Source organism: Paenibacillus sp. J31R120 (assembly GCF_056269225.1).
The window spans coordinates 1-23,118 of record NZ_JBWDNN010000001.1 but is presented as its reverse complement, the minus strand read 5'-3'; the positions used below and the strand labels follow the sequence as shown (position 1 = coordinate 23,118).

Here is a 23,118-nt window from a genome sequence, read left to right as displayed (position 1 = left end):
GCGGACAAAGGGCATCTCATCCTTTCTGATTGCTTGCATTGCCTTCGAAGAGGGGCATGGTCACATGATTGCCGTTGCTGATGCCATCGGACTTTGCCACTCGTTTAACGGTTAACAGCAATATTTTCATATCCAGCCAAAAGCTTCTGTTCTCCACATACCAGACATCCTTGAGGAACCTCTCCTCCCAGGTCACGGCATTGCGGCCGTTCACTTGCGCCCATCCGGTAATGCCCGGCCTGACCAGATGCCGCTTCGCCTGCTCCGCCGTATAGAGGGGCAAATACGCCATCAGCAGCGGACGCGGGCCGACCAGGCTCAGCTCTCCCTTTACCACATTCAGCAGCTGGGGCAGCTCATCCAGACTGAGCTTTCGCAGCAGCTGGCCAAGCGGCGTCAGCCGCAAATGATCCGACAGCAGCTTCCCCTCCGCATCTCTTCCATCCGTCATCGTGCGAAACTTGAACAGCTGGAACGGCTTCCCGTGCATCCCTGGCCTGATCTGCCGGAACAGAACCGGTCTTCCCAGCTTCGTGCCGACCAAGACGGCAACAACTGCCAGTACAGGCGACAGCAGCAGGAGCAGAGCGGAGGCGACGACAAGATCAAAACTTCGTTTCATCATCGTATGGTTTCTCCTCTTTCTCTATGTATAAAACCAGGTCGTGTCTGAGAACTCAGAGGGCAGCAAATTTTGCCGAATTTTCGTTCCATGCAAGGCGCGTTTGTGAAGGCGTACCGGGGGTACGTCAAGCAAACGGAACGCAGCAGGGGGCGAAAAGGCGGTGAAAGGTGCTACTGAACGGGTTTTCAGACACGACCCAGGTCGTGTATGCAAACTCCGAAGTAAGCAGGTTTGCATACACTCCCTAGGACTGCACGAGCCACTTTCGCATTTTGGAGATGACTTTGGGACCTACCACCCTCCCCGCGACCCGTTTAATTCCGCTCTTCAGCCGGACATGCGCCGGGAGCCAGGATTGGGCAAAGTGGTGGATCGTATAGCTGTCCGCCGTCAAATAACTGCCTCCATTAATGTAATCGTATGGACTGAAGAAGGTTCGCGGATAGAAGATGACGCCGTTGCTCAGGACTTGATGCTCGCCGTTCAGCTTCAGTCCGTCCCGCTTGCAATGCTCGGATATGACAGCGGTATTCGTCAGCATATCGAAGGTGCCGTCCGGCAGCAGGAACGCTCTGCCTGCATATTCATCCAGCAGCGCCTTAATCCACCGATGTCCTGGGGTCGCTCCCATGGTGCCAGACTGCAAATACGTCTCGTCTTCGAATCCCGTAAAAGCATCATGGGCCAGTAAGTCGTCAAGGGGCTTCACCACTTCCACATCGGTATCCAGATAGATCCCGCCGTACTGATGGAGCGCATGCAGCCTTACATAATCACTGACAAATGCGAACTTGCGGGCGTTGTACGCTTCCTTCGTGTAGCGGCTCTGCCCGACGTCGAACAGGTCCTCGTTCCACTCCATGAACTGGTATCCGCTCAGATGCTTCTCCCAGCTTCTCATGCATTTTTTGATCTTCTTCGATTTCTCCCCGCGCCCGAACCAGCAGTAATGGATGATGCGCGGGATTCGTTCCGAATCTTGCATAGGGCTTCCTCCTAAAAAGTTTGCGTAAGCAAACTTATCTTCGTAAGCATAGGCTTAAGTTTGCGTATGCAAACTTATCTTCGTAAGCATAGGCTTAAAACGGCCATTTGATATAGTCGCTGGTGTAGCGAATATCGAGAATAATGACATTTTCATAGAAGAAATACAGGAAATAAAAGCATATGAACGTCAAGTATACGAAGCGCTGATCCTTTTCCCGGAACAGCTTAATCATCCACCCCATCAGAATGAGCTGGTACAGGGTGAAGTAAATGCCAAGCCGGGCAAAAATCCAGTTTTGGGTCGAGATCAGCATAATGACCGCTCCCACCAGCGACAGATTGACGATCACATCGCTTTGCGGAAATATCGCCTTCAGCTTATCTCTGCCAAGGTAAGCGATAATAAGCGGAATCGCGTAGATGACCACCCGGATAAAGTTCGCTCCGCCCTCCTGGAAGTTCTCATACTCCGAATATTTCGTATTCTCGATCACGCTGAAGAGCGCTGTGGAAAAGTAGTTGAAGCCGACCACGATGAGAATCGCTACCCCGAGCATCAAGCTCGTCGTCAGTGTCCAGGCCCTTCTTCGCACCAGGAAGTAGATCGGCACCATGATGAGTGCACTCTGATGAAAAAACGATGCGATCAGGACAACCGGGAAGTATACCTTCCACTTTCCATCCAGCAATGACTTGATTGCCGCAAATACGATCGCAGCCGCCAGGTACTGGCGAATGCCGTTCATCGATACGATGAACGCGCCGGTTGTGATATAGGCGAACAGGCTGAACTCTACCAGCCTTGAATACCGATAGAAGACGATCACGATCAACAGATTCGTCACGAGCGCCGTCAGGAATATCATCAGCTGCGGATCGGGCGTCAATTGCTTCAATAGCATTTGAAATAGATTAAAGCCGATATCCTCCGACTGCAGAACAGATTCCCATGTAAAGTCAGTCACTTGATAGCCGTGCATGTAGAGATAGGTATCGCCTATGTTGTTGCGCAAGCCCGCCACCAGAATCAAGCAAAGCGCTGCCAGAACGATATATCCTCGATTCGGCCGTATGGTCAGGGGCATTCTCCCGGTCTCCAGGGACAGGAACCTGCCCATGAACGCGCACAAAAACACGGCCGTCAGTGTGAACCATATCATTTCCATTTGCGTTGTTCCCTCCAGGCTTGCGCGATAAGCGTCATCCGTTCTTCATGACGGTGCTTCGTTTCGTCCGGTTCAAATAAACATACAGCGCCACACCGAGCGGCACGGCAAGCAGCGTCGTCCATCGCCGCGGCGACTCGGACAGAAACCGCCGGTTGCGCAGAATCAGATTGCTGGATACATAATGAACGGCTTCCCGAAATCTGTCCTTATAGGTGATGGCATATTGCATGGCAGTTTTGCGGAAGAAGGAAAACCCACGCGGATTGCGCAAATATTGCTTCAGAATGTTCATACTGGAGCCGTCTGTCCGATATTCGACGATGCAGACCACCTCATCCATCAAGAGAAGGGGCTGCTGCTGATCGATCAAAATATACTTGTAGGAGAGAGGACAATACTTCTCACCTTCGAACACCGGATACGGCGGACAGCCGCGTGTCAGCTCCGAGCGGTAGATCAGCTTTTTGTCACCCTTCACCCCATGCTTGGCATACAGCTCCGACTGGGTCGCACTCTGGAGTCCGGCGGGCAGCCTTGTGCCGATGACCGCTCCGTCCGGCGAGGCGTCGAGCGCCGCGATGCCGGCGTATCGATCGCTGCCGTGCCACTTCCAGAACGTCAGAATGGCCTCCATCGCATGATCGGTCATATAGTCGTCCGAATCGATGCAGACGTTCAGCTCCGTACGGATATGCTCATACGCCGTATTGTGGGCGCCATGCATCCCTTGATTCGCCTGATAAATATATTCAATCGGGAAATCCGCTTCCCGCTTCCAGCCCTCCACCAGCTCGGCCGTGCCGTCAGTAGACCCGTCATCTATGATGAGCCATATAAAATCCTTGTTGGTCTGGCGCAGCAGACTTTCATAGCAAAGATGCAGCGTATAGGCGCGATTGAACGTCGGTGTAAACACGGTAATTGAAGGTTCCATCCGTAAGTCCGCTCCTTCTTATTGCGATGATGCCGCAGCAGTCTCAAGCTGCTGCCGATAGAATGCGTCCAGCCATTCCGCCATGGCTGCTGCGTCATAGCCTCTGTCCCGAAGCATGGCCTTCGTATCGGCATGCTCATACGATGCGCTTAGAATAGCGCTGCTCCACTCGTCAGGCGACAGATCCAGCGAGAGGAATGACACCCGGTTCGTCACATCCGTCTCCTTCGTAATGCGGTCGGATACGATGCAGGTCAATCCCGCAGCCTGCGCCTCTACCAATACGACGGGCAGTCCTTCGAATAAGGAAGGGAACAGGAACAGGTCCATCCCTTGCAGCAGTCTTGCGACATCCTCGCGTACTCCCAGGAACCGGATCGACTGCGTCAGGCCCCTTCTCTCGGCCTCCTTCTCGATAGCGGGACGCAAGTAGCCGTCTCCCGCAAGCACCAGCAGCGCGTCCTTCCTGCGCCGATGGAGCGATTCAAATATATCGAGCAAAAACGCGTGGTTCTTCTGTTCGTTGAACCGTCCGATATGGCCGATCACAAGCGAGTCACCCGCATTCAGCTCTGCTCTGACCTCCGCTCTCGTCCCCTCGTCGAAGCGGAAGTCTTCCGTATTGACGGCATTGTTCAGCACCGTCACCGGCTGCCCCTGCTTCTTCCCGTACAGCCATTCGCCCGCCCTAGCCGAGCAAGCGAAGTAGTGGCTCGGATTGCCTTTGATCGCCGCTCTAGCGTAGAGCCGGAACGGATATTTGTAATCCAGCGCGAGGTCGCTCAAGTGGCTATGAATGATGCGGCATGGCACACCGGCTTTTTTGGCCGCGCGTATGGCGAATCCGCTGTTCTCATTCATGTGGGCATGAACAACCTTGTATTCCTTGTGCCCTGCGAAGAAGGTGTCCAGCTCCTTGAAGTAGCGGCGGTAATTGCCCGGCCTGATCGGGGGCATGCGGAAGATGTTGCCGCCCAGCGAGATAATTTCCTTGTCGTAATGCCCTTCCTCCGACCGGTGCACGAGGAAATCAAACTGAATGCCGTTTGTACTCATTTGCCGGTAATAGTTCATGAGCATCGTTTCCAGCCCGCCCCGGTTCATGATGGTGACGACCTGCAGGATGCGAATCGGCTCCATGGTTGTTTCCCCCTTTCCTTTTCATTCGCAGCAGCTCTATGCCGTTCAGCATGGCGTATATCGGCAAGGCCAGCCTTAGCTTCGCCGCCGTAAAAAACAGCTTCCATACAAGCGGAGAAGCCGAAGCGTCGAATTCGGCCAGCGCCGCCTTCATCCTGGGCTGCGCCAGCAGCTCTTTGATCTGATTCAGCTTCCCCCTGAATGTAGAAGGGTTGGAGCGGCTAATGATATTCAGGCCCAGTCCCATCACATTCAGCGCGATCCTGTTGCTCAGCGCCTTGCGGTATTCGGCAGCATTCTTGCTGTCTTCAACCGCAGCCTCCAGCTCCTCGTATTGCACGAGGAACCGCTTCAAGAGATCCGGCTTGTGGCGGGTCGTAATGGAACCTTCGTTGGCTTTCCAATAATGATAATAAGGCCGGTTCAAAAACAGGAAAGAGCTTGCCTTGCGGAATGCCATCACGTTGAACAGCGTATCCTCGTTGCTTCCGATCACAGACAAATCCTGGAATGCGATGCCGGTTTCTTTCAACAGCTCCGAGCGATACAGCTTCGACCATACCGTTCCCCAAGCATCCAGATGCTCCGGCGATGCTGTCTCCGCTCCGATCGGCCCAACCAGCCGCCGGGTCATGCCAGACTGTACCTCATCGCCTCTAAGGAGCGTCATATCCGGCAGCGGGAACGCCTTGGGATTGGCATGCGTGCCGAACTCCCGCGTATAGCCGCACATGACGATATCCGCATCATGCTCAAGCGCAGCGGCATGCATCTCGCCGTACATCTCGCCATCCACCCAATCGTCGGGATCGACAAAGCCAATATATTGGCCGCGGCAGGACGCCAAGCCCAGATTGCGGGCGGCAGCAACGCCTCCATTGGCGGAATCGATAATCCGAATTCGGGCATCGGCAGCGGCGTACCGCTTAAGTACGGCCAGGCTGCCATCCGTCGATCCGTCGTTGACGGCAATAATCTCGAAGAGCGGGTACGTCTGCGCCAGCAAGCTGTCCAGACATCTGGGAAGGTAGCCCTCCATGTTATATATAGGAACGACGATACTGATAATGGGCTTCATCCCGGACCTCCATCATTGGCTTGTAGAGCTCCTTCAGCTCCTCCAGCACTCGGTCGAGCGAATAATCCTTCACACGCGCCAGGCCATGCTCACCCATACGAAGGCGGGTGTCGCGGAAGCGGAACAAGAGGAGCAGCCGGCTTGCAAATTCATCCGGATCGCCCGGTTCTACGATAAAGCCGCTTTTGCCCTCCAGCACCAATTCCCCATGGCCGCGATTTCTTGTCGCGACAACGGGCAGTCCGCAGGCCATCGCTTCCATAATATTGACCGGCAGCCCTTCCCGAAGGCTGGAGGCGACAGCCACGTCACACATCGGAAGGAGCTGATTCAGATCCTTCCGATAGCCAAGAAAATCAACTTGGGGAGCAACGCCCAACTGAACGGCAAGTGCACGGCATTCGTCCAGCAGAGGTCCTTCTCCGGCCAGCAGCAGCCGCGCGCTGGGCACGCTGTCCTTCAGCTTCGACATGGCGCGCAGGAGCAGCTCATGATTTTTGTTGGCATTAAATTCCGCAGCATAAATCATCAGGAAGTGATGCGGCGTATAATTGAAAAGATCCCTCATCGTACGCTTCTCCTCCGGCGGAAGCGGAGCGAATCGCCCCGTATGCACGCCGACGCCATGCACATGATGAATGCGTTCCGCACGGAAGCGGCTGTCGATGGCGCGCCGGTAATCCTCATGATTAATCGTAATGAGACTGTCCGTCATCGCCGCCAGCAGCTTCTCGACTGGGTAATAGAGAAGCCAGCTCGACAACGGAGAGCCTTTATGAAAGTGAAAGCCGTGCGCGGTGTAGATGATTTTGGCGCCCCGCTTCCGGGCGCCCCGCGCGGCCATTCGGGCAAGCGCCCCGCCGACCGGCGTATGAGAATGAATGATGGCATACCCTTCCGTGTCGATGATGTTTTTCAGTTCCCGGTAAGCCTTCACGTTTTCGGCTTTCATGGGGGCGCGGTGAATCGGAATATTGAATTTGCGGTCCACATGCGGAATGTCCAGCTCTCCGCGCGCCGCAATATGAACCTCCCATCCCATCCTGCGGAACCATTCCATAACCGGCAGATGAAAGGCTTTGAAGTGATAGTCCACTGTCGCACAGAACAGGATTTTAGGACTCATAAGGCGCCGTTTCCCGCTGCAGCGTTCGTGTCAAATAGTCCAGCAAGTCATAGCGAAGATCATCTCTTTGCAGAGCAAATTCAATGGTTGTCTGGATAAAGCCCATCTTCTCGCCGACATCGTAACGCTTGCCTTCAAATTCATAAGCGAATACCGCTCGTGAACGGTTTAGCGTCCCAATCGCATCCGTCAGTTGAATCTCTCCGCCGGAGCCCGGTTCCTGACGGCCTAAGATATCGAAGATTTCCGGCGTCAGAATATATCTGCCCATAATCGCCATATCAGAAGGCGCCTCGTCACGCGACGGCTTTTCGACGAGATGGTTAATCCGGTGGAAGGATGGCTCCATGACCATACCGTCTACAATCCCATACCGGGATACCGCTTCCTCCGCTACCCGCTGAACACCAATCACGGATGAGCCGTATTGCTCGTATTTTTCAATCATTTGCTTCAGACAAGGCTTCTCTGCGGATATGATGTCATCGCCGAGCAAGACGGCGAAAGGCTCGTCACCGATGAATTTGCGGGCGCACCAGATGGCGTGGCCGAGACCTCTCGGTTCCTTTTGGCGGATGTAGTGAATGTCTACCATGTCGGAGGACTTGCGCACTTCCTGCAACAGCTCGAATTTGCTTTTGGCGGTCAAGATCTGCTCAAGCTCCATTGAATTGTCGAAGTGATCCTCGATCGCCCTCTTGCCTTTGCCCGTCACGATAATAATGTCTTCGATGCCGGACTCGATCGCTTCTTCTACGATGTACTGAATCGTCGGCTTATCGACGATCGGAAGCATTTCCTTCGGCATCGCTTTGGTCGCCGGGAGAAATCTCGTCCCTAATCCCGCAGCCGGTATAATTGCTTTTCTTACCTTCATCGCTATTCCCCCGCTTCTCTACCAAAATAATGGAACCTCTCGTTCCTTCCTTACCCGGAAACCGTCGCCAGCGTCTTGACGTCAACCAATGCATGATTGGCCATATCCAGCAGCCTCATCCTCAGCTCTGCATTATTCATGGCAGGGAAGTCCTCAATGAGCCGCTCAATTTCTTCATATAAAATAGCGGAAGCTTTGCCGATGTAAATTTTGGGATGCACCTGCTGCTCCATCACCTCATCGTCCTTCAGCATCTCCTCGAACAGCTTCTCGCCCGGCCGGATGCCGGTATATTCGATGCCAATATCGTCGACCGAATAACCCGACATGCGGATAACGTTTGTGGCCAGCTGCGTGATGTTCACCGGCTCGCCCATGTCGAGTACGAAGATTTCGCCGCCCTTTGCCAGCGCTCCCGCTTGAATAACCAGACGCGACGCTTCCGGAATTGTCATAAAGTAACGCACCATATCAGGATGGGTGACGGTTACTGGACCGCCTTTGGCAATCTGTTTCTTGAAGAGCGGAATAACGCTGCCCCTGCTGCCCAGCACATTGCCGAAGCGGACCGCGACAAACTTCGTATAGCTGATCCGGCCCATATGCTGAATAATCATCTCGGCGACACGCTTCGTTGAACCCATGACGCTTGTCGGGTTCACGGCTTTGTCGGTAGAGATCATCACGAATGTCTCAACGCGGCTCTTGCTTGCGGCTTTTGCCGTATTCAGCGTACCCAGCACATTGTTTTTGAACGCTTCTTCCGGATTGCGCTCCATAAGCGGCACATGCTTATGGGCTGCCGCATGGTAGACGACATGAGGCCGATGGGCCATCATAACCGCCATCATCTTGTCGGCATCCTGAAGATCCGCAATTTCGGTATAAAACTTGATGTTCGTATCCTTGAACGTCTCCTTCAGCTCCATCTCGATTGCATAGATGCTGTTCTCCCCATGCCCAAGCAGCACCAGCTTCTCCGGCAGGAACCGCGAAATTTGGCGGCATACCTCCGAGCCGATCGATCCGCCTGCGCCGGTGACGAGCACGACTTTCTGCGTCACGTATTCCGAGATGCTCTCGATATCCAGCTCCACTGGCTCGCGTCCCAGCAAATCCTCCACCTGCACGTCGCGGAATTGCGTCACGGAGATTCGGCCCGTCGCCAGATCCTCCAGCATCGGGATCATTTGGGTCTTGGCGCTCGTCTTCGCGCACTCCGTATAAATGTGATAGAGCTCCTTCTTATGCATAGAAGGAATGGCAAGGACGATATTGTCGATCTCCAGCTTCTTCGCGACGCTTACGATGTCCGCAATATTGCCGGCTACCGGAAGGCCCATGATGTCGAGCATCTGCTTCTTGGCGTCATCGTCTACGAAGGCGACGGGAAGCAGCTCGGTATCCGGGTTATTCATCAGTTGACGAGCCAGCATCGTCCCCGCGGAACCTGCGCCGACGATTAAGGTCCGCTTGCGCTTGCCGCTTTGCTTATTGAAGCTTCCGCGAATCATCCGCCATCCAAGCCTGGAGCCGCCGATGAGCAGAATATGAATCATCCAGGCGACAGCGAGCCACTTCAATTGAAGCGTTCCATAGACGACGACTTGCGCAATAGCAGTCAGCAGGAAAGATAACCCCACCGCCTTGGTCATGATGACCAGCTCGCCGATGCTCGCATATTCCCAAGCTTTCTTATAAAGCTTGAAGTACAGGAAAAGTCCATGGTGCAGCACGAGCAGCGTTCCCGCCAGGAAATAGAAGCCTGTTCCTGCGGCGGTATTCGGCTCCAGAAGCCAGCGGCTGACAGCCAATGCCGTAATAACGATTCCCGAATCAAGCAGCACAAGAAGCGAAAGCCTACTTCGATAAGTCATGACATGCTCATCCTTTCTCCTTGCATGATAACGAACTCGTTTGTGCTTTATAAAGAACAATTTGGCCGAAAAAAAGACGTTATCCGATGAGTCATCATCTAACGTTCTTTTTGTTTAGAATCGCCCCTATAATATTCGCTCCTGCAAAGGATAGAGATTGTTTCGCTTCAAGGGCCTTGCCATGCGTGGTTTTGCCGCAATTCAGCAGCAATACGACACCGTCGCATTTATTCACCAGCGCATTCGTATCGGGTGCCGACAATACTGGCGGACAATCGAATACAATGCGGTCGTAGTGCTGGACGGCACTCTCTATTAATTCCTTCATGCGGTGAGAATCCAGCAGATCGGTGGAATTGCCTTGCGACAACCCGCTTGTCAGAAGGTCCATGCCTTCGACTTCCGTCTCCTGCACGGCTTCGTCGAATGCCAGTTGCTGAGCCAGCACGCTGGAGAGTCCCGGCGATATTTGGGTATTGAAAATTTTATGAAGGACCGGATTGCGGAAGTTCACGTCGATGAGCAGTACACGCTCCCCCCGCTGCGCCATGCTGACCGCCAGGTTAATGGCAGCCGTTGACTTGCCGTCCCCTTCCTCAGGCGATGTCACAAGCAGCGTACGGACCGGCGCTCCCTCTGCCGCGTATTGAATGTTGTTGCGGATCGTCCGGTATTGCTCCGCTATTCTGTGGGAGGGATTCAAATAGGCAATCAAACTGCGGTTTACAACTCGTTTAGCTATTTTTGCTCGTTCACGAACCAATCGTCTCACTCCTAATTATCGCTTGCTTTGTCTTTTTTGTATGTATACGCGAATGACCGCTCTTGATTTTGGATACCTGACCTAGCATATTGATGCCAAGTGTGCTTTCGATATCATGCTCCGTCCGGATTGAATCGTCCAGCGATTCCAGCAAGAACGCAAGGCTCAAGCTTAAGATCAGACCGACGACAAACGCCACATAAACGATCGTGTTGCTCTTCTCATTAATAGGGGACGGCTCAGGCACCGCCGATGTCAACAGTCGGATACTGCTAATGCCGAGTGTCTCCGCAGCTACGCTTCGATACACCGTTACAACGGCGTTCGCGATATCAGCCGCACGATCCGGATTGGTATCCGCTACGGATATAACCGTAATGAGCGATTGCTCCACGCTGTCTACCCGGATTTGGCTTCGCAGCTGCCCGGCTGTGGCATTTAATCCCAAATCCTCAATGACCTGATTCAACACAATCGGCTCGCGTACAAGCGCCCTTACCGTGGACATCATATCATTGGTCGCCGCAATCATGACCCGTGAGGAAGAGGAGTAGACATTGGGTTCCGACTGAGAGTTGTATAGAATTCCAAGGACGGTGATCGCGCCCGTCAGCAGCACAATGAGCAGAATTTTGTTCTTGATCGTGCTGAAAAGCTTGCGCAAATCAATTTCCTTGCCGCTTGCCGGCACAAAACGTTCTTTCATACGATTCGTTTCCATTCATACACCCGCTTATTGTGTTAGTTATAATGAACGATAACACAAGTTTAGTTCTTTATATAGAACATGTCAACAGTAAAGTAGTTTATTTTTCGTAAAGGAAGCTAATGGTCGATATGCAAAATAATAATATTGGATTTCTTTTTGCTGTCGATATCCCGGTAATCCCTGCGCTGCCCATGCTCTTCCCGCCACTTGTTGGAGCGAACCAGATCCTTCAGCGCGCGGAAGTCCCCTTTGCTCATGCCTTCGTCTACAGCATCCCTAATGATGTCATGCCACTCTTCATCCAGCACTTCGTCCACCCACACCTTCGGAGCGAGCTCCTCACCCAGCAAATATTCAATGTTCGTATCCAAATGAAACGCGATCTTGGCCAAAACCTGAAGCGAGGGATTGTTTTGCACGTTACGTTCAATATAGCTTAGATAAGATTTCGAAACTCCGGCTAGATCGGCCAGTTTCGTTATGGAGTAGCCTTTTTGTTCTCTAAGTGATTTGATCCGTTCCCCAATCATAATATTCTCCTTCAGTCAGATTAGATCCGTGCTTTTATTTGTACGCGAAGCTTATCGGGTTTCTTATAACGGACAATAACTATATTTTAGTTCTTTAAAAAGAACAGGTCAATACCTTTACAGCGCTGTCTTTCATAAAAAATCACTCATATTATTCACTATAGCGAACATTGTCGTCATCAAACACATTTATTTACAGACGATTCAGGTTCTATTGAATGACTAAAATACGAACTGAAACCTCGGCGAAAAATACAACCTGCGCAAGAAGTATTCTTCCGATCGCTGTTGTATCCAGATTCCCTGAACAATGATACTAGGTTGGAATCCGGATACAAAGGCGAACGCTATCGCTTCTCCAGAACACTTCTTGCTCCGGTTGTTCCCCGCCATGACCATTTCATAATGAAAACATGAAAAAGCGATGCCCAGGATTGTTATCCTGAACATCGCCCAATTGCTATTGAAGTGAAATAACATTCGACCATAACGAACTATCACAGCTTCCTACCGATCCTGAATGAACTCGACCAATTCGCCGCCCGGCGCTTCCACATAGCAGAATCTTAAGCGGACCGTCTCGCCCGATCGGGCCGGGATATCGGAGTTTCGCGGCTCCCCGAGTTGTCTTGCCCCTGCCGCCACCGCGCGTCTGACCGAGTCGTCGACATCCGGGGTGCGTACGGCGAGATGCTGCCATTTGCCCTCTCCGAATATTTGCTTCGTCTCGAAGATTTCCAGGAAATCGCCGTCAGCCAGATCGACCAGCACGGCATGATCCTCTGCGCCATCCTTGCCCCACTCCACAACGAACCGGGCGCCCAGACCTTCCATGTAGAATTGAACGGACTGCTTGATGTCATTGGTCTTCAGACAGACATGATGAATGCCGACTTTCTTATTCGTTGTATACACAAGGCAACGCCCCCTAAGCTACAGTTTTAAATACGGCTCCAATCAAAGATCGCACAGGTTTTCTCCATCGTTCCATCAGCCATGCTGCTGTAGATGTCGTCGCAGCGCTCCGGTGCCGCCACTTCGTAGATACCTTCGACTTTGATATGGCCGTCGCGAATCCACTCCATCGACTTCGCAATATTCGAGAAATTGCTGTTCGGCATAAAATCTCTGGAATGGCGCGGCAGCGACCATTCGAAGCCCGAGCGCAATTGGATGAAACCGTAGAAAACATTTTTCAGAAGCTCATGGGCAAACGTATCCGTCGAGCGATACCATGGCACGCCGACCAGATACAGCTCTCCGCCTCTTCTCAGATTGGCGACTAACGAATAAGTGCCTTCCTCGCGGCCCGAGCACTCCATCGCCAGTCCCGCAACGCCTTTCACTTCCGGTACTTCGTCCAGCGAAGCGTAGACATGGCGAATCCCGCAGGCTCTAGCTGTCTCTCTGCGATTCTCGTTCGGATCGAAAGCATAGACCTCGTAGCCGCAGTGGCGCATCATCTGGGCGCACATGAGACCAACCACACCAAGCCCCGTCACCAGCACGGGCTCCGTCGGCTTGATGGCCGTATGAATCATGGACGTCATCGATACTGCCGGGAATCGGCCCATCACCGCATGCTCCGGGTTCATCCCTTCCGGAACAAGGCTGATTTCATCACTCTTCACCCGGTTGTACAATTGATGAGGTGCAAGGGCAAGCACACGATCGCCGACTTTCACGTTCGTTACCGCATTCCCGATTTCCAGTACCTCCATGACGGCAGCGTAGCCCGTCGAGACCGGGTACACCGTACCGCCGAAGTAGTCCATATATGCGCCGCGCTCCGAACCTGTCGAAATCAGTGACACAATCGTACGGCCCGCTATCTCATCCGGCGTCAGCGGCGATTGATCAATCTCGCCCTCTACCAGCGCCGCTTTTCGCTTCTCTATAAATTGAATGGCATATTGCCTCTCTGTCATCGTAATCACTCCTGCCCTTCTATCTATGAACGGCTCTATGGCTTCACGCCAGCATCCGTTATCTGCTTGCCAGCGCAGCGCGCAATCCTGCCAAACAGCGCTCCGCGCCGATAAAGCCCGGATAGGCCGTCTCCGATTCATGCTCTACGATCAGCCATTCTGTTCCCGCACGCTCGCATTGCTCAATGATATCTCTCCAGTTGTTCTCGTCTTTGGCATCGCCAATATAGGTTTCATGGCCGTCCGTACGCGAATACGGCTTGCCGTGCACCAGCAGCGGCCTGCCGGGCACAACCGCAATGACCTCAGCCGGATCTGCTCCCGCTTCAATGCAATTGCCTGTATCCAGCTCCAGCAGAATGCTGGAATCGGTATGCTGGCATAACAAATCCCACGGTGTAACGCCGCCAAAGTCCGTATCGAACTCATGGGCATGCGTATGGTAGCCAAGACGGAAGCCTTGAGCTGCAACTTGCTGCGCAATCTCATTCATCCGCTCTGCATGGCGAATCCAAACCTCTGTACTGTCTTCATCCTGCTTATGTCCGATTTCCCAAGGGCCGCCCAAGGCCGGGATCACAATATTCCGTGTGCCTGCCCGCAGATGGTAATCCAGGGTCGCTTCAATCGTATCCGGTTGAAGCAGCTTCCACTCCGTATGCCAGCCGCAATTGGCAAGCTCCAGCTCCTCCAGCAGCCCCTTGATCATCTCCGGCTCATGCGTAAATTCGCCGTAAAACTCCACGCCCGCGTAGCCCATCTCCTTCACGCGGCGCAGCGTAGACTCCAAATCCTGCTGCAAATCTCTATAGACGGAATAGAGGCCAAGTGCAATTGATATCTGGCTCATGCGCAGTACTCCCCCTCCTGTCTCAGATCAGGCCAATCGCCCAATCGGAAGCGTTCCTCATTAATTGCACCATTTGCGGATTGCCGAGCGCATCCGTCGTATGGCCCGGCGTAAGCGCCGCGACACGGCCTTGTCCTACGCTGTGAGCCCAGCCGCCAGCCGCTGTCACATGCTTCGAGGTGCTCAGCAGCCATACATCCGTTCTTGATGTATCTACTTGGCAGTAATAGTGCTCATCGGTTGCCGTGAACGGCTCGATACCGCGTGTAATAGGATGGTCGAAGCTGCGCACCGGCACATTGGTAACGGGCACATGATGCGGAGAATGCTCGATAAAGCGGCCGGAATTAAGCTCCGCATAGAAAGGGCTGTCCTCTTCAATCAAAACAAGGCCCGCATGAACGAACAACATGCCCATGCCGGCCTTCACCCGATCCACAATAATTCCCTGTTCCTCCACGCTCAGGTTCGTCTCGCCCTCGGGACGCCCGTTCGTAAACCACATCGCCAAATCCGCCTCTGCGACATGCTCAATCAGATCGCGCGCGCGGTCAGTCAACACGACGTTCCAGCGTTCCGCATCAAAAACCCGCTCCATCACGGGATCAATCACTTCTTTAGGATGGTTCACATCATCGCGAATAATATATACCGTTTTCTTAGACATTGGCTCTCCTCCATCTGTATGCTTCTGCTGCCTTGCCTACATTATAGAAGAGCCCTCCCGTCTGAATAAGGCTTCAGATTTCATATATGGTGCCGATTTTTCAGGTCTGCGGCGGATTGCTCCTTCTGCCGGAACTCATTAGGGGAAACGCCCTCCAGCTCTCTGAATACGCGGTGAAAATGCTTGGCGTTCTCGAAGCCGGCCCGCTCGCCGACTTCATGCACCTTCAGATTCGTGCTGGCGAGCAGTTCCTTCGCCTTGCCAATCCTGATTTTTTTCAAATAATTGACGAAGCTCTCGTTCGTATACTCTTTGAAGGCTTGGCTGAAATAGGAATAGTTCATCGAGATATAATTAGACACCATCGCCATATTCAGCTCGTTATTATAGTTCTCGTGAATATATTGAATCGCTTTGTTCATCTCGCGATTGTCGTTGTGGATGTTCTTCATATTGCCTACGTACAAATCCAGCTTTTTCAGCAGCGTCTCGACATGATGGTAATAGTCTTGAAAATCCCAGAAGCTATATAAATCGGCGACAGACTTGTACAGCTTCAAAATTTCAACTGATTCCTCGCCGTATACATTGAACACTTGATCGAAGATGAGCTCATTGAACGCGCGGCTGATGCCTTCCATATAGGAAATATCGTATTTCATCACGACGCGCAAATCGACCACTTTCTTGAACAAACCCATCACATCAGACTCTCTATCGGTGCCTAGCATATTCGATATCTTCTTGATCGACGCGATCGGCAGCTCGTAATTCGATTCCCTTCCCTCCAATTCCTCATAACGAAGACATACCGAATGCTTGTAAAACAGCGAATAGTTAAGCGCCCTCTCCGCTTCCCCGTAAGCCTCATTCACGCGTGCCAGCCGACCAGTCCATTTGCTGGCCCCCATCTTCACCCGCATCTCCACCTGCTGCTGGATCAGCTCCTCAATAGCCGAGAGCAGCTCGGGATAACCCGTCAGCACAACAAGGTGGCCATGCCGGTTCATGAAGCGCAACGTCAGCGCCTCCGCCTGACTCCCCAGACGCTTTAAGACCAGGTCCAGAAAAGCAAGCTTCTGCCCTTGATCCCGACCGCGCTGTCCAGCATCGGGCCATTTGAGCAAGGCAAGCCGATAGCCTCCGCCCAGTTCCGGCAGCTCCAGCTTGCCGAGCCGCTCCTCGATCTCCCCCTCCTCCAGGTCGGAGCGCAGGAACACATAATTGAACTGCGTCTCAATATGCTCCTTCATCTGGTCGGATATTTGCTTGAACTGATGAGAGATCGTCTCCTTCTTGACCAGCGTCTCCTCCAGCATCATCAGCGCTTCTACCAGCTCCTCGCGCACGATCGGCTTAAGCAGATACATGCGTACCTCGCATCGCATCGCTTCTCTGGCATACTGGAAATCGTCATGTCCGCTCAGGATCATCACTTCCGGCTTGCCCTCCATCTCCTGAAGCTGATTGATCAGCTCGATGCCGTCCATGACAGGCATACGAATATCAGTAATAAGCAGATCGATAGCCTGCTCCTTCAATCTCTCAAGCGCATCCGCCCCGTTCACGGCGAACGTTATGTCATAGCGGCCCGGCAGTTCCCGCTCAATCATCGCTTTCAGGCCAATCCTTATATTTTTTTCATCATCCACGATCAGAAGTTTCCGCATGTCCCGCATCTCCCTTGGAGAATAGTAGTGTCGGCAGCTTGATGCTGACAGTCGTATATTGACCCTCTACGCTTTGCACTTGAATGCCGTAATCATTGCCATAATTCATCTTCACCCGCTGATTGACGTTCCGCAGGCCGATTCCGTTGCTCTTCTCTTCCCCGGACTTGACTGCTCCTTGCACCTGGCGGAAATCCGCATCGTTCAGACGGATCATATAGTTAATCCGGTTCACCCTCTCGGCGTCCATCCCTTTGCCGTTATCCATCATCTCGATCAGCATATGATCATTCGCTTCATGCACCCGGATCGACAGAACCAGCGGCAGCTCCTCGCCTTGCTCATTGGTATACAGGCCATGCTTGATGGCGTTCTCCACCACAGGCTGCAGCGACATCTTCAATATCTCATGCTCCATATAGACCGGCGGCACAAATAACTGGAGCGAAATTCTGTCGTCGTAACGGATATTCATAATCGCAATGTAATTCTGGATATGATGGACCTCGTCGCGCAGACGGACATAATTGCTCGTCCATTGCAGATTGTAGCGCATCATGCGGCCAAGGGAGGTCAGCGCATCAGAGAGCACATACTGTCCCTCCACCTCCGCCAGCATCTTCAAATTTTCCAGCGTATTGTACATAAAATGCGAATCGATCTGGTTCTTCATCGCATTCAGCTCCGCTTCCTTGGCCGCCGCTTGCTTATTGACCGCATCGACGATGAGCGAATTAATTTTTTTCATCAGCATCTTAAAATGAAGGGCAATCTCGCCAACCTCTCCGCCGCCGCTTACATCGATATTGACCTGCAAATCTCCGTTCCGCACGCGATTCATAGCGTTTTGCAGCATGCGAAGCCTCTTGAAAATAATACGGCTCAGCAAGTACGTGATCAGCGACAGAATGACGATCAATACAACGCTGACGAGGATCAGATTTTGCACCGTATCACGAATCGCCTGAAGAGGCTCCTCCAAGGACACGGCGCTTATAATAAAGGCGTCCAATAGATCGATTTTTTTGAAAATCATAATATAAGGCACGCCGTTATAGGTTATTTCAAAATGAGACCCGTCCGTAGCTGCGGCAGACTTGATGCGCTGCTCCAGATCATCCAGCGGAATATTGGCTACGAAGGACGTTTGGTCATGATAGAAAAATTGCGACTTCCGATCCAGCAGCAGCAGCTTCGATTGGCGATCCTGCTCGTCATGCTCCACTCTGGAGAAGAAATCGTCCAGGTACATGTCAATCTGCACGATCCCCGCATGCTTATCCGTCCCATAGCTAATTTGCCGAAGCAGTGATACCTTAGACTTCTCCTTCTGGAACGACTCGCTTGTCGGCAGGCTCATCACGTTGCGGTCCTCCGTATCGAACTCCCACAGCTCCATCCCGTTGCGCTCCTTCAGCTCCTGCATCCAGGGAACATTCACGATCCGCTTCTCGTCCAGGAAGATCGGCCACAGCTCTTTGGTATACGGGTTGTTGAAGTACATACGGATATGCGCAATATTGGGATTGTTGAATTGAAGCCGCACCAGATCCGGCAGCACGTTCCGCGAGAAATCCATTAATGAGAGCGTATCCATTTCTTGCTTCAGGACCAGATAATCCAGCACCTTGTTGTCCAGCAGCATCAATTGCGCTGTCCGCTCCATCAGATCGATATTGTTGGTAATTTTGTTATACTCCACGTCGAGCAAATATTGATTGGACTGAATCGTATCATGGATCGTATTATTGTAGAAGTTGTTGGACATGTAGCTTGAAAAGATTAAAATCGGAATCAATATAATCAGGATATACGAGACAACCATCTTCGTCTGCAATCGCATATTTCCAATATACTGCGCAAGCCTGTTCCATCGCAGCCGTTGTCCCACAGATCGTCACATCCATAAAGTAGAGTAAGCAACAATACAGCAAAGCCCATATCCAGATGGGCCTTGCTGCTTGCTGCTTTAGTACACTGTTATTATTTGGTTAGTTTAGCCACGTTCTCTTCATATTTCTTCTGCTGGTACGCAACCACTTTGTCGAAGCCAAGCTTCTCGCGGTCCTGCAGGAAATCATTGAAGATCACATCGAAATCCTCATCCGACTTGGACAATATCATCTTCGGCAGCGCTTTGCCCCATTGCTGGCGGATCTTCTGCGAAATGATGCCTTCCTCGGTTGTGCCTTGCGGATTCAGATTGCTGAAGGCGGAGAAGTTATGCGTCTTGCCTCTTGTCCAATCCTCCAAAATCGTATATTGCTCCTTCGTAGCCGGAGCCCATCTGAGCCACATGCTATAGTCGGTCAGCATGAAGTAGCTGTATTGCGTGCCGTAGTCAAACTCCGTCTCGTCGATAACCTTTTGATACAGCTGATCCTTGCCGTCAATCGTATCATAGGTTACCCCTTTTTCACCAAGGGCGAAGTCCTTCTGGCCTTCCTCGCTGATCATGTACGTCAAGAACTCGATGGCTCTTTTCTTATCCTTCACATCTTTCGAGATAAGCGTGAGGCCCCAGCCCCCGATTTCTGGTCCGCTCAGTGTCGGATCCTCCAGCTTCGAGTTAGAAGGTCCGTCGATCGACATATAGATGCGGTTCGGGTCTTTCTGGTATACGATGTTTTGCTGCGAGCTCATATCCTTCCATTGGAACAGCATCGCGAAGTAGCGTCCTTGCGCAATCTTCTCTTCCATCTGCGGTCTCTTGTCGATGAAGATGTCTTTGGACAACAAGCCTTCACTATTAATTTGACGGAATGCCTTCAGCCAGCTGATGTATTCAGGATCTGTCGTGCGGTCGTTCAGCTTACCGTCCACCTCTTGCGGGATCGCAAGGAAGTTCTGCAAGTAGTTTTCCAGCGCATAGTTTCCCGTGTCGGTAAACTCATGCAGACCAAGCGGAATGAGCGGCTGGCCGTCCACTTCCGGGAACTTCTCCTTCGCAAGCTTCAGCGCGTTGATGAAGCCTTCCGGCGTTCTCATATCCGGCTTGCCAAGCGCTTCATACATATCCTTACGCACCATGAAGGTTTGCGTCGATGTGAACATCGTTTCATTCGCCTCATAATCTCTCGGAGACGACGAGTTGTTCGGATAGCCGTAGAAGTTGCCGTCCGGCTCAGCGAACCAGGAAGCCTTGGACGGATCGATTACTTTGTAGAAATAAGGATCATACTGGTCTGCCAGCTCGTTCAGCGGCAATACCATCTTGCCTTCGATCAGTCGCTTCACCGCATCGTCATTGGCATCCAGCGTAATGAAGTCTGGCATCTTACCGGAGGCAATCATCGTGTTGATTTTTTCGTTTTCGTTGCCTGCGGGAACGATCAGGTTCAAGTTAACGCCTGTTTTTTTCGTAATATACTGAGACGTGGGATCAGAGCCCCATTTCTTTTGGAACCAGGAGTAATTCAAATACCAGTCGAATGTAATCGGCTCGGTATTGCCTTTCCAGCCCGGCGCATCCGGATTAACTACTGTTTGCTCCGCGGACGGCTTAGGCGTCTCGCTGCTTTTGTTGCCGCCATTCGAGGCGCAGCCTGCCGCAGTCAGCAGCAAGCTGATTAATGTAACTGCGGTAATGAATTTACGCATAACTGCCATGCTTGATACCCCTCTCTATGATGATTATATATGCTCTCAGCTTTGCCTGGCCAATAGCATTGCTGTGAAAGCCGACGTTATTCTTTCATGGAGCCAATCATAAAGCCTTTAACAAAATATTTTTGCAGGAACGGATACACGAATACGATAGGCAGCGTCGCCACAACCATTGTGGCCAGCTTGACCGACTGCGAGGTGACGGTCTTGGTCACACCCGTTACGGTCGATACGATCTGATTGGAGCCCGACAGCGCCACAATCCGGTACAGGAAGGTTTGGATCGGCTGCAAATTCGGATCGTTGACATAGATGACGCCGGCAAAATAATCATTCCATTGATACACACCGTGGAATAACGCGATGGTGGCGACGACCGGCATGGAGACCGGAATGATGACCCGGACAAAGATGCTGAAGTCATTGGCGCCGTCCATCTTGGCCGCTTCCTCCAGGCCATACGGAATCTCTCTGAAAAAGGTCATAAAGATGATAAGGTCGAAGAAGCTGAACATTGCCGGGAAAATATAGACCCAAAATGTATCGAGCAAGCCCAGATCACGAAGCAGCAAATATTGCGGAATAAGGCCGCCGCTGAAAAACATCGTAATCGTGCCGACTATGAGATACAGCTTCCGGCCTACCAGCTCTCTCTGCGAGATGGCATAAGCGACCATCGCCGTGAAGAAAACATGGATGAAGGTGCCGAGCACCGTCTTCGCTACTGTGATGCCGAATGCGGTCATCAGTCCGTCGTTTTTGAACACGGTCGTATAGCTCTCCAGACTGAACACCCGGGGCAGCCAGTAGATGCCGCCGCGCATGGCGTCCGTTCCTTCATTCAACGAATTAATGAGTACATACCAGACCGGATAAAGCGTTGCGAAGCAGATCAATAGCATGACCAGCGTATTAAACCAGTCGAATATTTTTTCTGATCGTAAGCGTGTTTGCATAGTCCGTCCACCCTTTAAAATAATGATGTGTTATTGAGTCGCTTGGTGATGCTGTTCGCCGTGAGCAGGAGTATAAACGCAATGACTGACTTGACGAGACCAACGGCTGTAGCATAAGAGTAACGGCCTTGCGAGATGCCGATCTGGTAGACATAAGTGTCGATGACGTTGCTGGCTACTTCGTTCAGCTGGTTTTTCAGCACGAATATCTGATCGAAGTTCGAGTTCAAGATACCGCTGACCGCCAGGATGAACAGGATCGTGATCGTGCCTTTAATCATCGGCAGCGTAATGTAATACATCTTCTGGAAGCGTCCGGCGCCGTCAATGGTGGCTGCCTCGTACAGCTCCGGCGAAACCCCTGTAATCGCTGCCAAGTAGATGATGGCGGACCAGCCGAGCTCCTTCCATATATCCGAGCTGACGATAATCGTCCAGAAATAACTAGGTTCAGCCAGGTAGCTGATCGGCTCGTGGATAAAACCTAGCGCCAGCAATACTTTATTTATAATGCCCACATCCGCTAGCCAGGTGGTCAGGATGCCGCCCAGAATGACCCAGGATAAGAAATGGGGCAGGTATGAGATGGTCTGAACCGCTTTTTTGAAGCGGACCGATCTGAGCTCGTTCAGCAATAGTGCGAACAGGATCGGCATCGGGAAGCCGATTAGCAGCTTCAGCAAGCTCATCCCGAATGTATTTTTAATGACGTAGCCGAGGCTGTCGTCTTCGAAAAACTCCTTGAAGTGATAAAGCCCAACCCAAGGCGCGGAGCTGATGGAATGAACGATGTTGTATTCCTTGAAGGCGATAATGATGCCGTATATGGGGATGTAGTGGAAGATAACCAGCCACACCATACCGGATAACGCCATCAGTTGCAGAATCTTTTGCCTTTTCAGCTTCTTGAAGAAGAGAGCCGCCTTGTGTACGCGGGTTGCTTCATTGCCGTGTTTCTCTGGGATGGTAACCTGTGAGTCCATCGCGGCATTCCTCCGTATCTGTTCATATCTCTATTTGGTAATCCAAGTATAGAACAGGTGGCAGGAGGGTCATAAGGAGGGAGATTTCGTTTATGGTTGCAATTTTTCAGGTGAGGGGATATGGCTGAGCGCGCACTGCGCAAGAAAATATTCTTCCGATCGCTGTTGTATCCAGATTCCTTGAACAATGTGTATAGGTTGGAATCCGGATACAAAGGCGAACGCTTCGCTTCTCCAGAACATTTTCTTGCTCCGCTTGCTCTCAGCCATGGAGGGGGTAAGGGAGGAAAACAACCCGAATAAATCGTAACTAATCATTTTCGGCTGCAAAATTTCAGATCGTGTGACTTATAGCTGAAAGCGCCCACTGCGCAAGAAATATTCTTCCGATCGCTGTTGTATCCAGATTCCTTGAACAATATGTTATGGTTGGAATCCGAATACAAAGGCGAACGCTTCGCTTCTCCAGAACATTTTCTTGCTCCGCTTGCTCTCAGCCATGGAGAGGTTAAGAGAGGAAAACAACCCGAAAAAATCGTAACTAATCATTTTCGGCTGCAAAATTTCAGATCGTGTGACTTATAGCTGAAAGCGCCCACTGCGCAAGAAATATTCTTCCGATCGCTGTTGTATCCAGATTCCT

Annotated in this window: 21 protein-coding genes; all 21 read right to left on the bottom strand. The window is 51.9% G+C overall.

Going from position 1 to position 23,118, the window contains the following annotated elements; genetic code table 11:
• Positions 1-16: 16 nt before the first annotated feature.
• The 21 genes from AC0YNW_RS00105 to AC0YNW_RS00005 all read right to left on the bottom strand — a co-directional run bounded on the left by AC0YNW_RS00105 (position 17) and on the right by AC0YNW_RS00005 (position 22,475).
• Positions 17-622 (bottom strand): sugar transferase, encoded by a 606-nt coding sequence (locus AC0YNW_RS00105; protein WP_387476909.1) that lies wholly within the window; start codon positions 620-622, stop codon positions 17-19.
• Positions 623-869: 247 nt separating this feature from the next.
• Entirely contained in the window at positions 870-1,610 is a 741-nt protein-coding gene (locus AC0YNW_RS00100; protein WP_475830294.1) for a glycosyltransferase family 32 protein, read from the bottom strand.
• A gap of 94 nt (positions 1,611-1,704) precedes the next feature.
• Positions 1,705-2,778 (bottom strand): EpsG family protein, encoded by a 1,074-nt coding sequence (locus AC0YNW_RS00095; protein WP_387476390.1) that lies wholly within the window; start codon positions 2,776-2,778, stop codon positions 1,705-1,707.
• A 34-nt stretch (positions 2,779-2,812) separates the two neighbouring features.
• The gene (locus AC0YNW_RS00090) at positions 2,813-3,715 is read right to left on the bottom strand and encodes a glycosyltransferase family 2 protein (protein WP_475830293.1); all 903 of its coding nucleotides are present in this window, start codon (positions 3,713-3,715) and stop codon (positions 2,813-2,815) included.
• 18 nt (positions 3,716-3,733) lie between these two features.
• Complete coding sequence (locus AC0YNW_RS00085) at positions 3,734-4,855, bottom strand: glycosyltransferase family 1 protein (protein ID WP_475830292.1); 1,122 nt, start codon at positions 4,853-4,855, stop codon at positions 3,734-3,736.
• Positions 4,746-5,933: a glycosyltransferase family 2 protein gene (locus AC0YNW_RS00080; RefSeq protein WP_475830291.1), complete on the bottom strand. Its 1,188-nt coding sequence runs from the start codon at positions 5,931-5,933 to the stop codon at positions 4,746-4,748. Before AC0YNW_RS00080 ends, AC0YNW_RS00085 begins: the two co-directional genes overlap by 110 nt.
• Entirely contained in the window at positions 5,896-7,059 is a 1,164-nt protein-coding gene (locus tag AC0YNW_RS00075) for a glycosyltransferase family 4 protein (protein ID WP_475830290.1), read from the bottom strand. Before AC0YNW_RS00075 ends, AC0YNW_RS00080 begins: the two co-directional genes overlap by 38 nt.
• Positions 7,049-7,936: a UTP--glucose-1-phosphate uridylyltransferase GalU gene (gene galU / locus AC0YNW_RS00070; RefSeq protein ID WP_475830289.1), complete on the bottom strand. Its 888-nt coding sequence runs from the start codon at positions 7,934-7,936 to the stop codon at positions 7,049-7,051. Before galU ends, AC0YNW_RS00075 begins: the two co-directional genes overlap by 11 nt.
• A gap of 50 nt (positions 7,937-7,986) precedes the next feature.
• Positions 7,987-9,813 carry a polysaccharide biosynthesis protein gene (locus tag AC0YNW_RS00065; RefSeq protein WP_475830288.1) on the bottom strand — a complete coding sequence of 609 codons (1,827 nt, stop codon included), beginning with the start codon at positions 9,811-9,813 and terminating at the stop codon, positions 7,987-7,989.
• 94 nt (positions 9,814-9,907) lie between these two features.
• Positions 9,908-10,576, bottom strand: coding sequence for a CpsD/CapB family tyrosine-protein kinase (locus AC0YNW_RS00060; protein WP_387476404.1), 669 nt, complete (start codon positions 10,574-10,576; stop codon positions 9,908-9,910).
• Positions 10,566-11,297 carry a YveK family protein gene (locus tag AC0YNW_RS00055; protein ID WP_387476406.1) on the bottom strand — a complete coding sequence of 244 codons (732 nt, stop codon included), beginning with the start codon at positions 11,295-11,297 and terminating at the stop codon, positions 10,566-10,568. The genes AC0YNW_RS00060 and AC0YNW_RS00055 overlap by 11 nt, the downstream gene beginning before the upstream one ends.
• Positions 11,298-11,401: 104 nt before the next feature.
• Positions 11,402-11,815: a helix-turn-helix domain-containing protein gene (locus AC0YNW_RS00050; RefSeq protein WP_387476408.1), complete on the bottom strand. Its 414-nt coding sequence runs from the start codon at positions 11,813-11,815 to the stop codon at positions 11,402-11,404.
• A 507-nt stretch (positions 11,816-12,322) separates the two neighbouring features.
• A complete protein-coding gene (locus AC0YNW_RS00045; RefSeq protein WP_387476412.1) occupies positions 12,323-12,730 on the bottom strand; it encodes a VOC family protein in 408 nt (135 codons plus the stop codon).
• Positions 12,731-12,756: 26 nt separating this feature from the next.
• The gene (locus tag AC0YNW_RS00040; RefSeq protein WP_475830287.1) at positions 12,757-13,743 is read right to left on the bottom strand and encodes a zinc-dependent alcohol dehydrogenase; all 987 of its coding nucleotides are present in this window, start codon (positions 13,741-13,743) and stop codon (positions 12,757-12,759) included.
• A 58-nt stretch (positions 13,744-13,801) separates the two neighbouring features.
• Positions 13,802-14,593 carry a sugar phosphate isomerase/epimerase family protein gene (locus AC0YNW_RS00035; RefSeq protein WP_475830286.1) on the bottom strand — a complete coding sequence of 264 codons (792 nt, stop codon included), beginning with the start codon at positions 14,591-14,593 and terminating at the stop codon, positions 13,802-13,804.
• Positions 14,594-14,615: 22 nt separating this feature from the next.
• Complete coding sequence (locus tag AC0YNW_RS00030) at positions 14,616-15,260, bottom strand: ThuA domain-containing protein (RefSeq protein ID WP_475830285.1); 645 nt, start codon at positions 15,258-15,260, stop codon at positions 14,616-14,618.
• Between the two features lie 80 nt (positions 15,261-15,340).
• Positions 15,341-16,930, bottom strand: coding sequence for a response regulator (locus tag AC0YNW_RS00025; protein ID WP_475830284.1), 1,590 nt, complete (start codon positions 16,928-16,930; stop codon positions 15,341-15,343).
• Complete coding sequence (locus AC0YNW_RS00020; protein ID WP_475830283.1) at positions 16,905-18,821, bottom strand: sensor histidine kinase; 1,917 nt, start codon at positions 18,819-18,821, stop codon at positions 16,905-16,907. Before AC0YNW_RS00020 ends, AC0YNW_RS00025 begins: the two co-directional genes overlap by 26 nt.
• 92 nt (positions 18,822-18,913) lie before the next feature.
• Positions 18,914-20,539, bottom strand: a complete 1,626-nt coding sequence (locus tag AC0YNW_RS00015) for an extracellular solute-binding protein (protein WP_475830282.1) — start codon at positions 20,537-20,539, stop codon at positions 18,914-18,916.
• A 77-nt stretch (positions 20,540-20,616) separates the two neighbouring features.
• Positions 20,617-21,492 (bottom strand): carbohydrate ABC transporter permease, encoded by an 876-nt coding sequence (locus AC0YNW_RS00010; protein ID WP_475830281.1) that lies wholly within the window; start codon positions 21,490-21,492, stop codon positions 20,617-20,619.
• Positions 21,493-21,506: 14 nt separating this feature from the next.
• The gene (locus AC0YNW_RS00005) at positions 21,507-22,475 is read right to left on the bottom strand and encodes an ABC transporter permease (protein WP_475830280.1); all 969 of its coding nucleotides are present in this window, start codon (positions 22,473-22,475) and stop codon (positions 21,507-21,509) included.
• Between the last annotated feature and the right edge of the window lie 643 nt (positions 22,476-23,118).

Coding starts and splice junctions, on each gene's coding strand:
- galU (WP_475830289.1), bottom strand. CDS start 7,936: ATGAAGGTAAGAAAAGCAATTATACCGGCTGCGGGATTAGGGACGAGA.
- AC0YNW_RS00015 (WP_475830282.1), bottom strand. CDS start 20,539: ATGGCAGTTATGCGTAAATTCATTACCGCAGTTACATTAATCAGCTTG.
- AC0YNW_RS00080 (WP_475830291.1), bottom strand. CDS start 5,933: ATGAAGCCCATTATCAGTATCGTCGTTCCTATATATAACATGGAGGGC.
- AC0YNW_RS00085 (WP_475830292.1), bottom strand. CDS start 4,855: ATGGAGCCGATTCGCATCCTGCAGGTCGTCACCATCATGAACCGGGGC.
- AC0YNW_RS00035 (WP_475830286.1), bottom strand. CDS start 14,593: ATGAGCCAGATATCAATTGCACTTGGCCTCTATTCCGTCTATAGAGAT.
- AC0YNW_RS00100 (WP_475830294.1), bottom strand. CDS start 1,610: ATGCAAGATTCGGAACGAATCCCGCGCATCATCCATTACTGCTGGTTC.
- AC0YNW_RS00090 (WP_475830293.1), bottom strand. CDS start 3,715: ATGGAACCTTCAATTACCGTGTTTACACCGACGTTCAATCGCGCCTAT.
- AC0YNW_RS00095 (WP_387476390.1), bottom strand. CDS start 2,778: ATGGAAATGATATGGTTCACACTGACGGCCGTGTTTTTGTGCGCGTTC.
- AC0YNW_RS00030 (WP_475830285.1), bottom strand. CDS start 15,260: ATGTCTAAGAAAACGGTATATATTATTCGCGATGATGTGAACCATCCT.
- AC0YNW_RS00065 (WP_475830288.1), bottom strand. CDS start 9,813: ATGACTTATCGAAGTAGGCTTTCGCTTCTTGTGCTGCTTGATTCGGGA.
- AC0YNW_RS00005 (WP_475830280.1), bottom strand. CDS start 22,475: ATGGACTCACAGGTTACCATCCCAGAGAAACACGGCAATGAAGCAACC.
- AC0YNW_RS00055 (WP_387476406.1), bottom strand. CDS start 11,297: ATGGAAACGAATCGTATGAAAGAACGTTTTGTGCCGGCAAGCGGCAAG.
- AC0YNW_RS00010 (WP_475830281.1), bottom strand. CDS start 21,492: ATGCAAACACGCTTACGATCAGAAAAAATATTCGACTGGTTTAATACG.
- AC0YNW_RS00075 (WP_475830290.1), bottom strand. CDS start 7,059: ATGAGTCCTAAAATCCTGTTCTGTGCGACAGTGGACTATCACTTCAAA.
- AC0YNW_RS00040 (WP_475830287.1), bottom strand. CDS start 13,743: ATGACAGAGAGGCAATATGCCATTCAATTTATAGAGAAGCGAAAAGCG.
- AC0YNW_RS00050 (WP_387476408.1), bottom strand. CDS start 11,815: ATGATTGGGGAACGGATCAAATCACTTAGAGAACAAAAAGGCTACTCC.
- AC0YNW_RS00105 (WP_387476909.1), bottom strand. CDS start 622: ATGAAACGAAGTTTTGATCTTGTCGTCGCCTCCGCTCTGCTCCTGCTG.
- AC0YNW_RS00025 (WP_475830284.1), bottom strand. CDS start 16,930: ATGCGGAAACTTCTGATCGTGGATGATGAAAAAAATATAAGGATTGGC.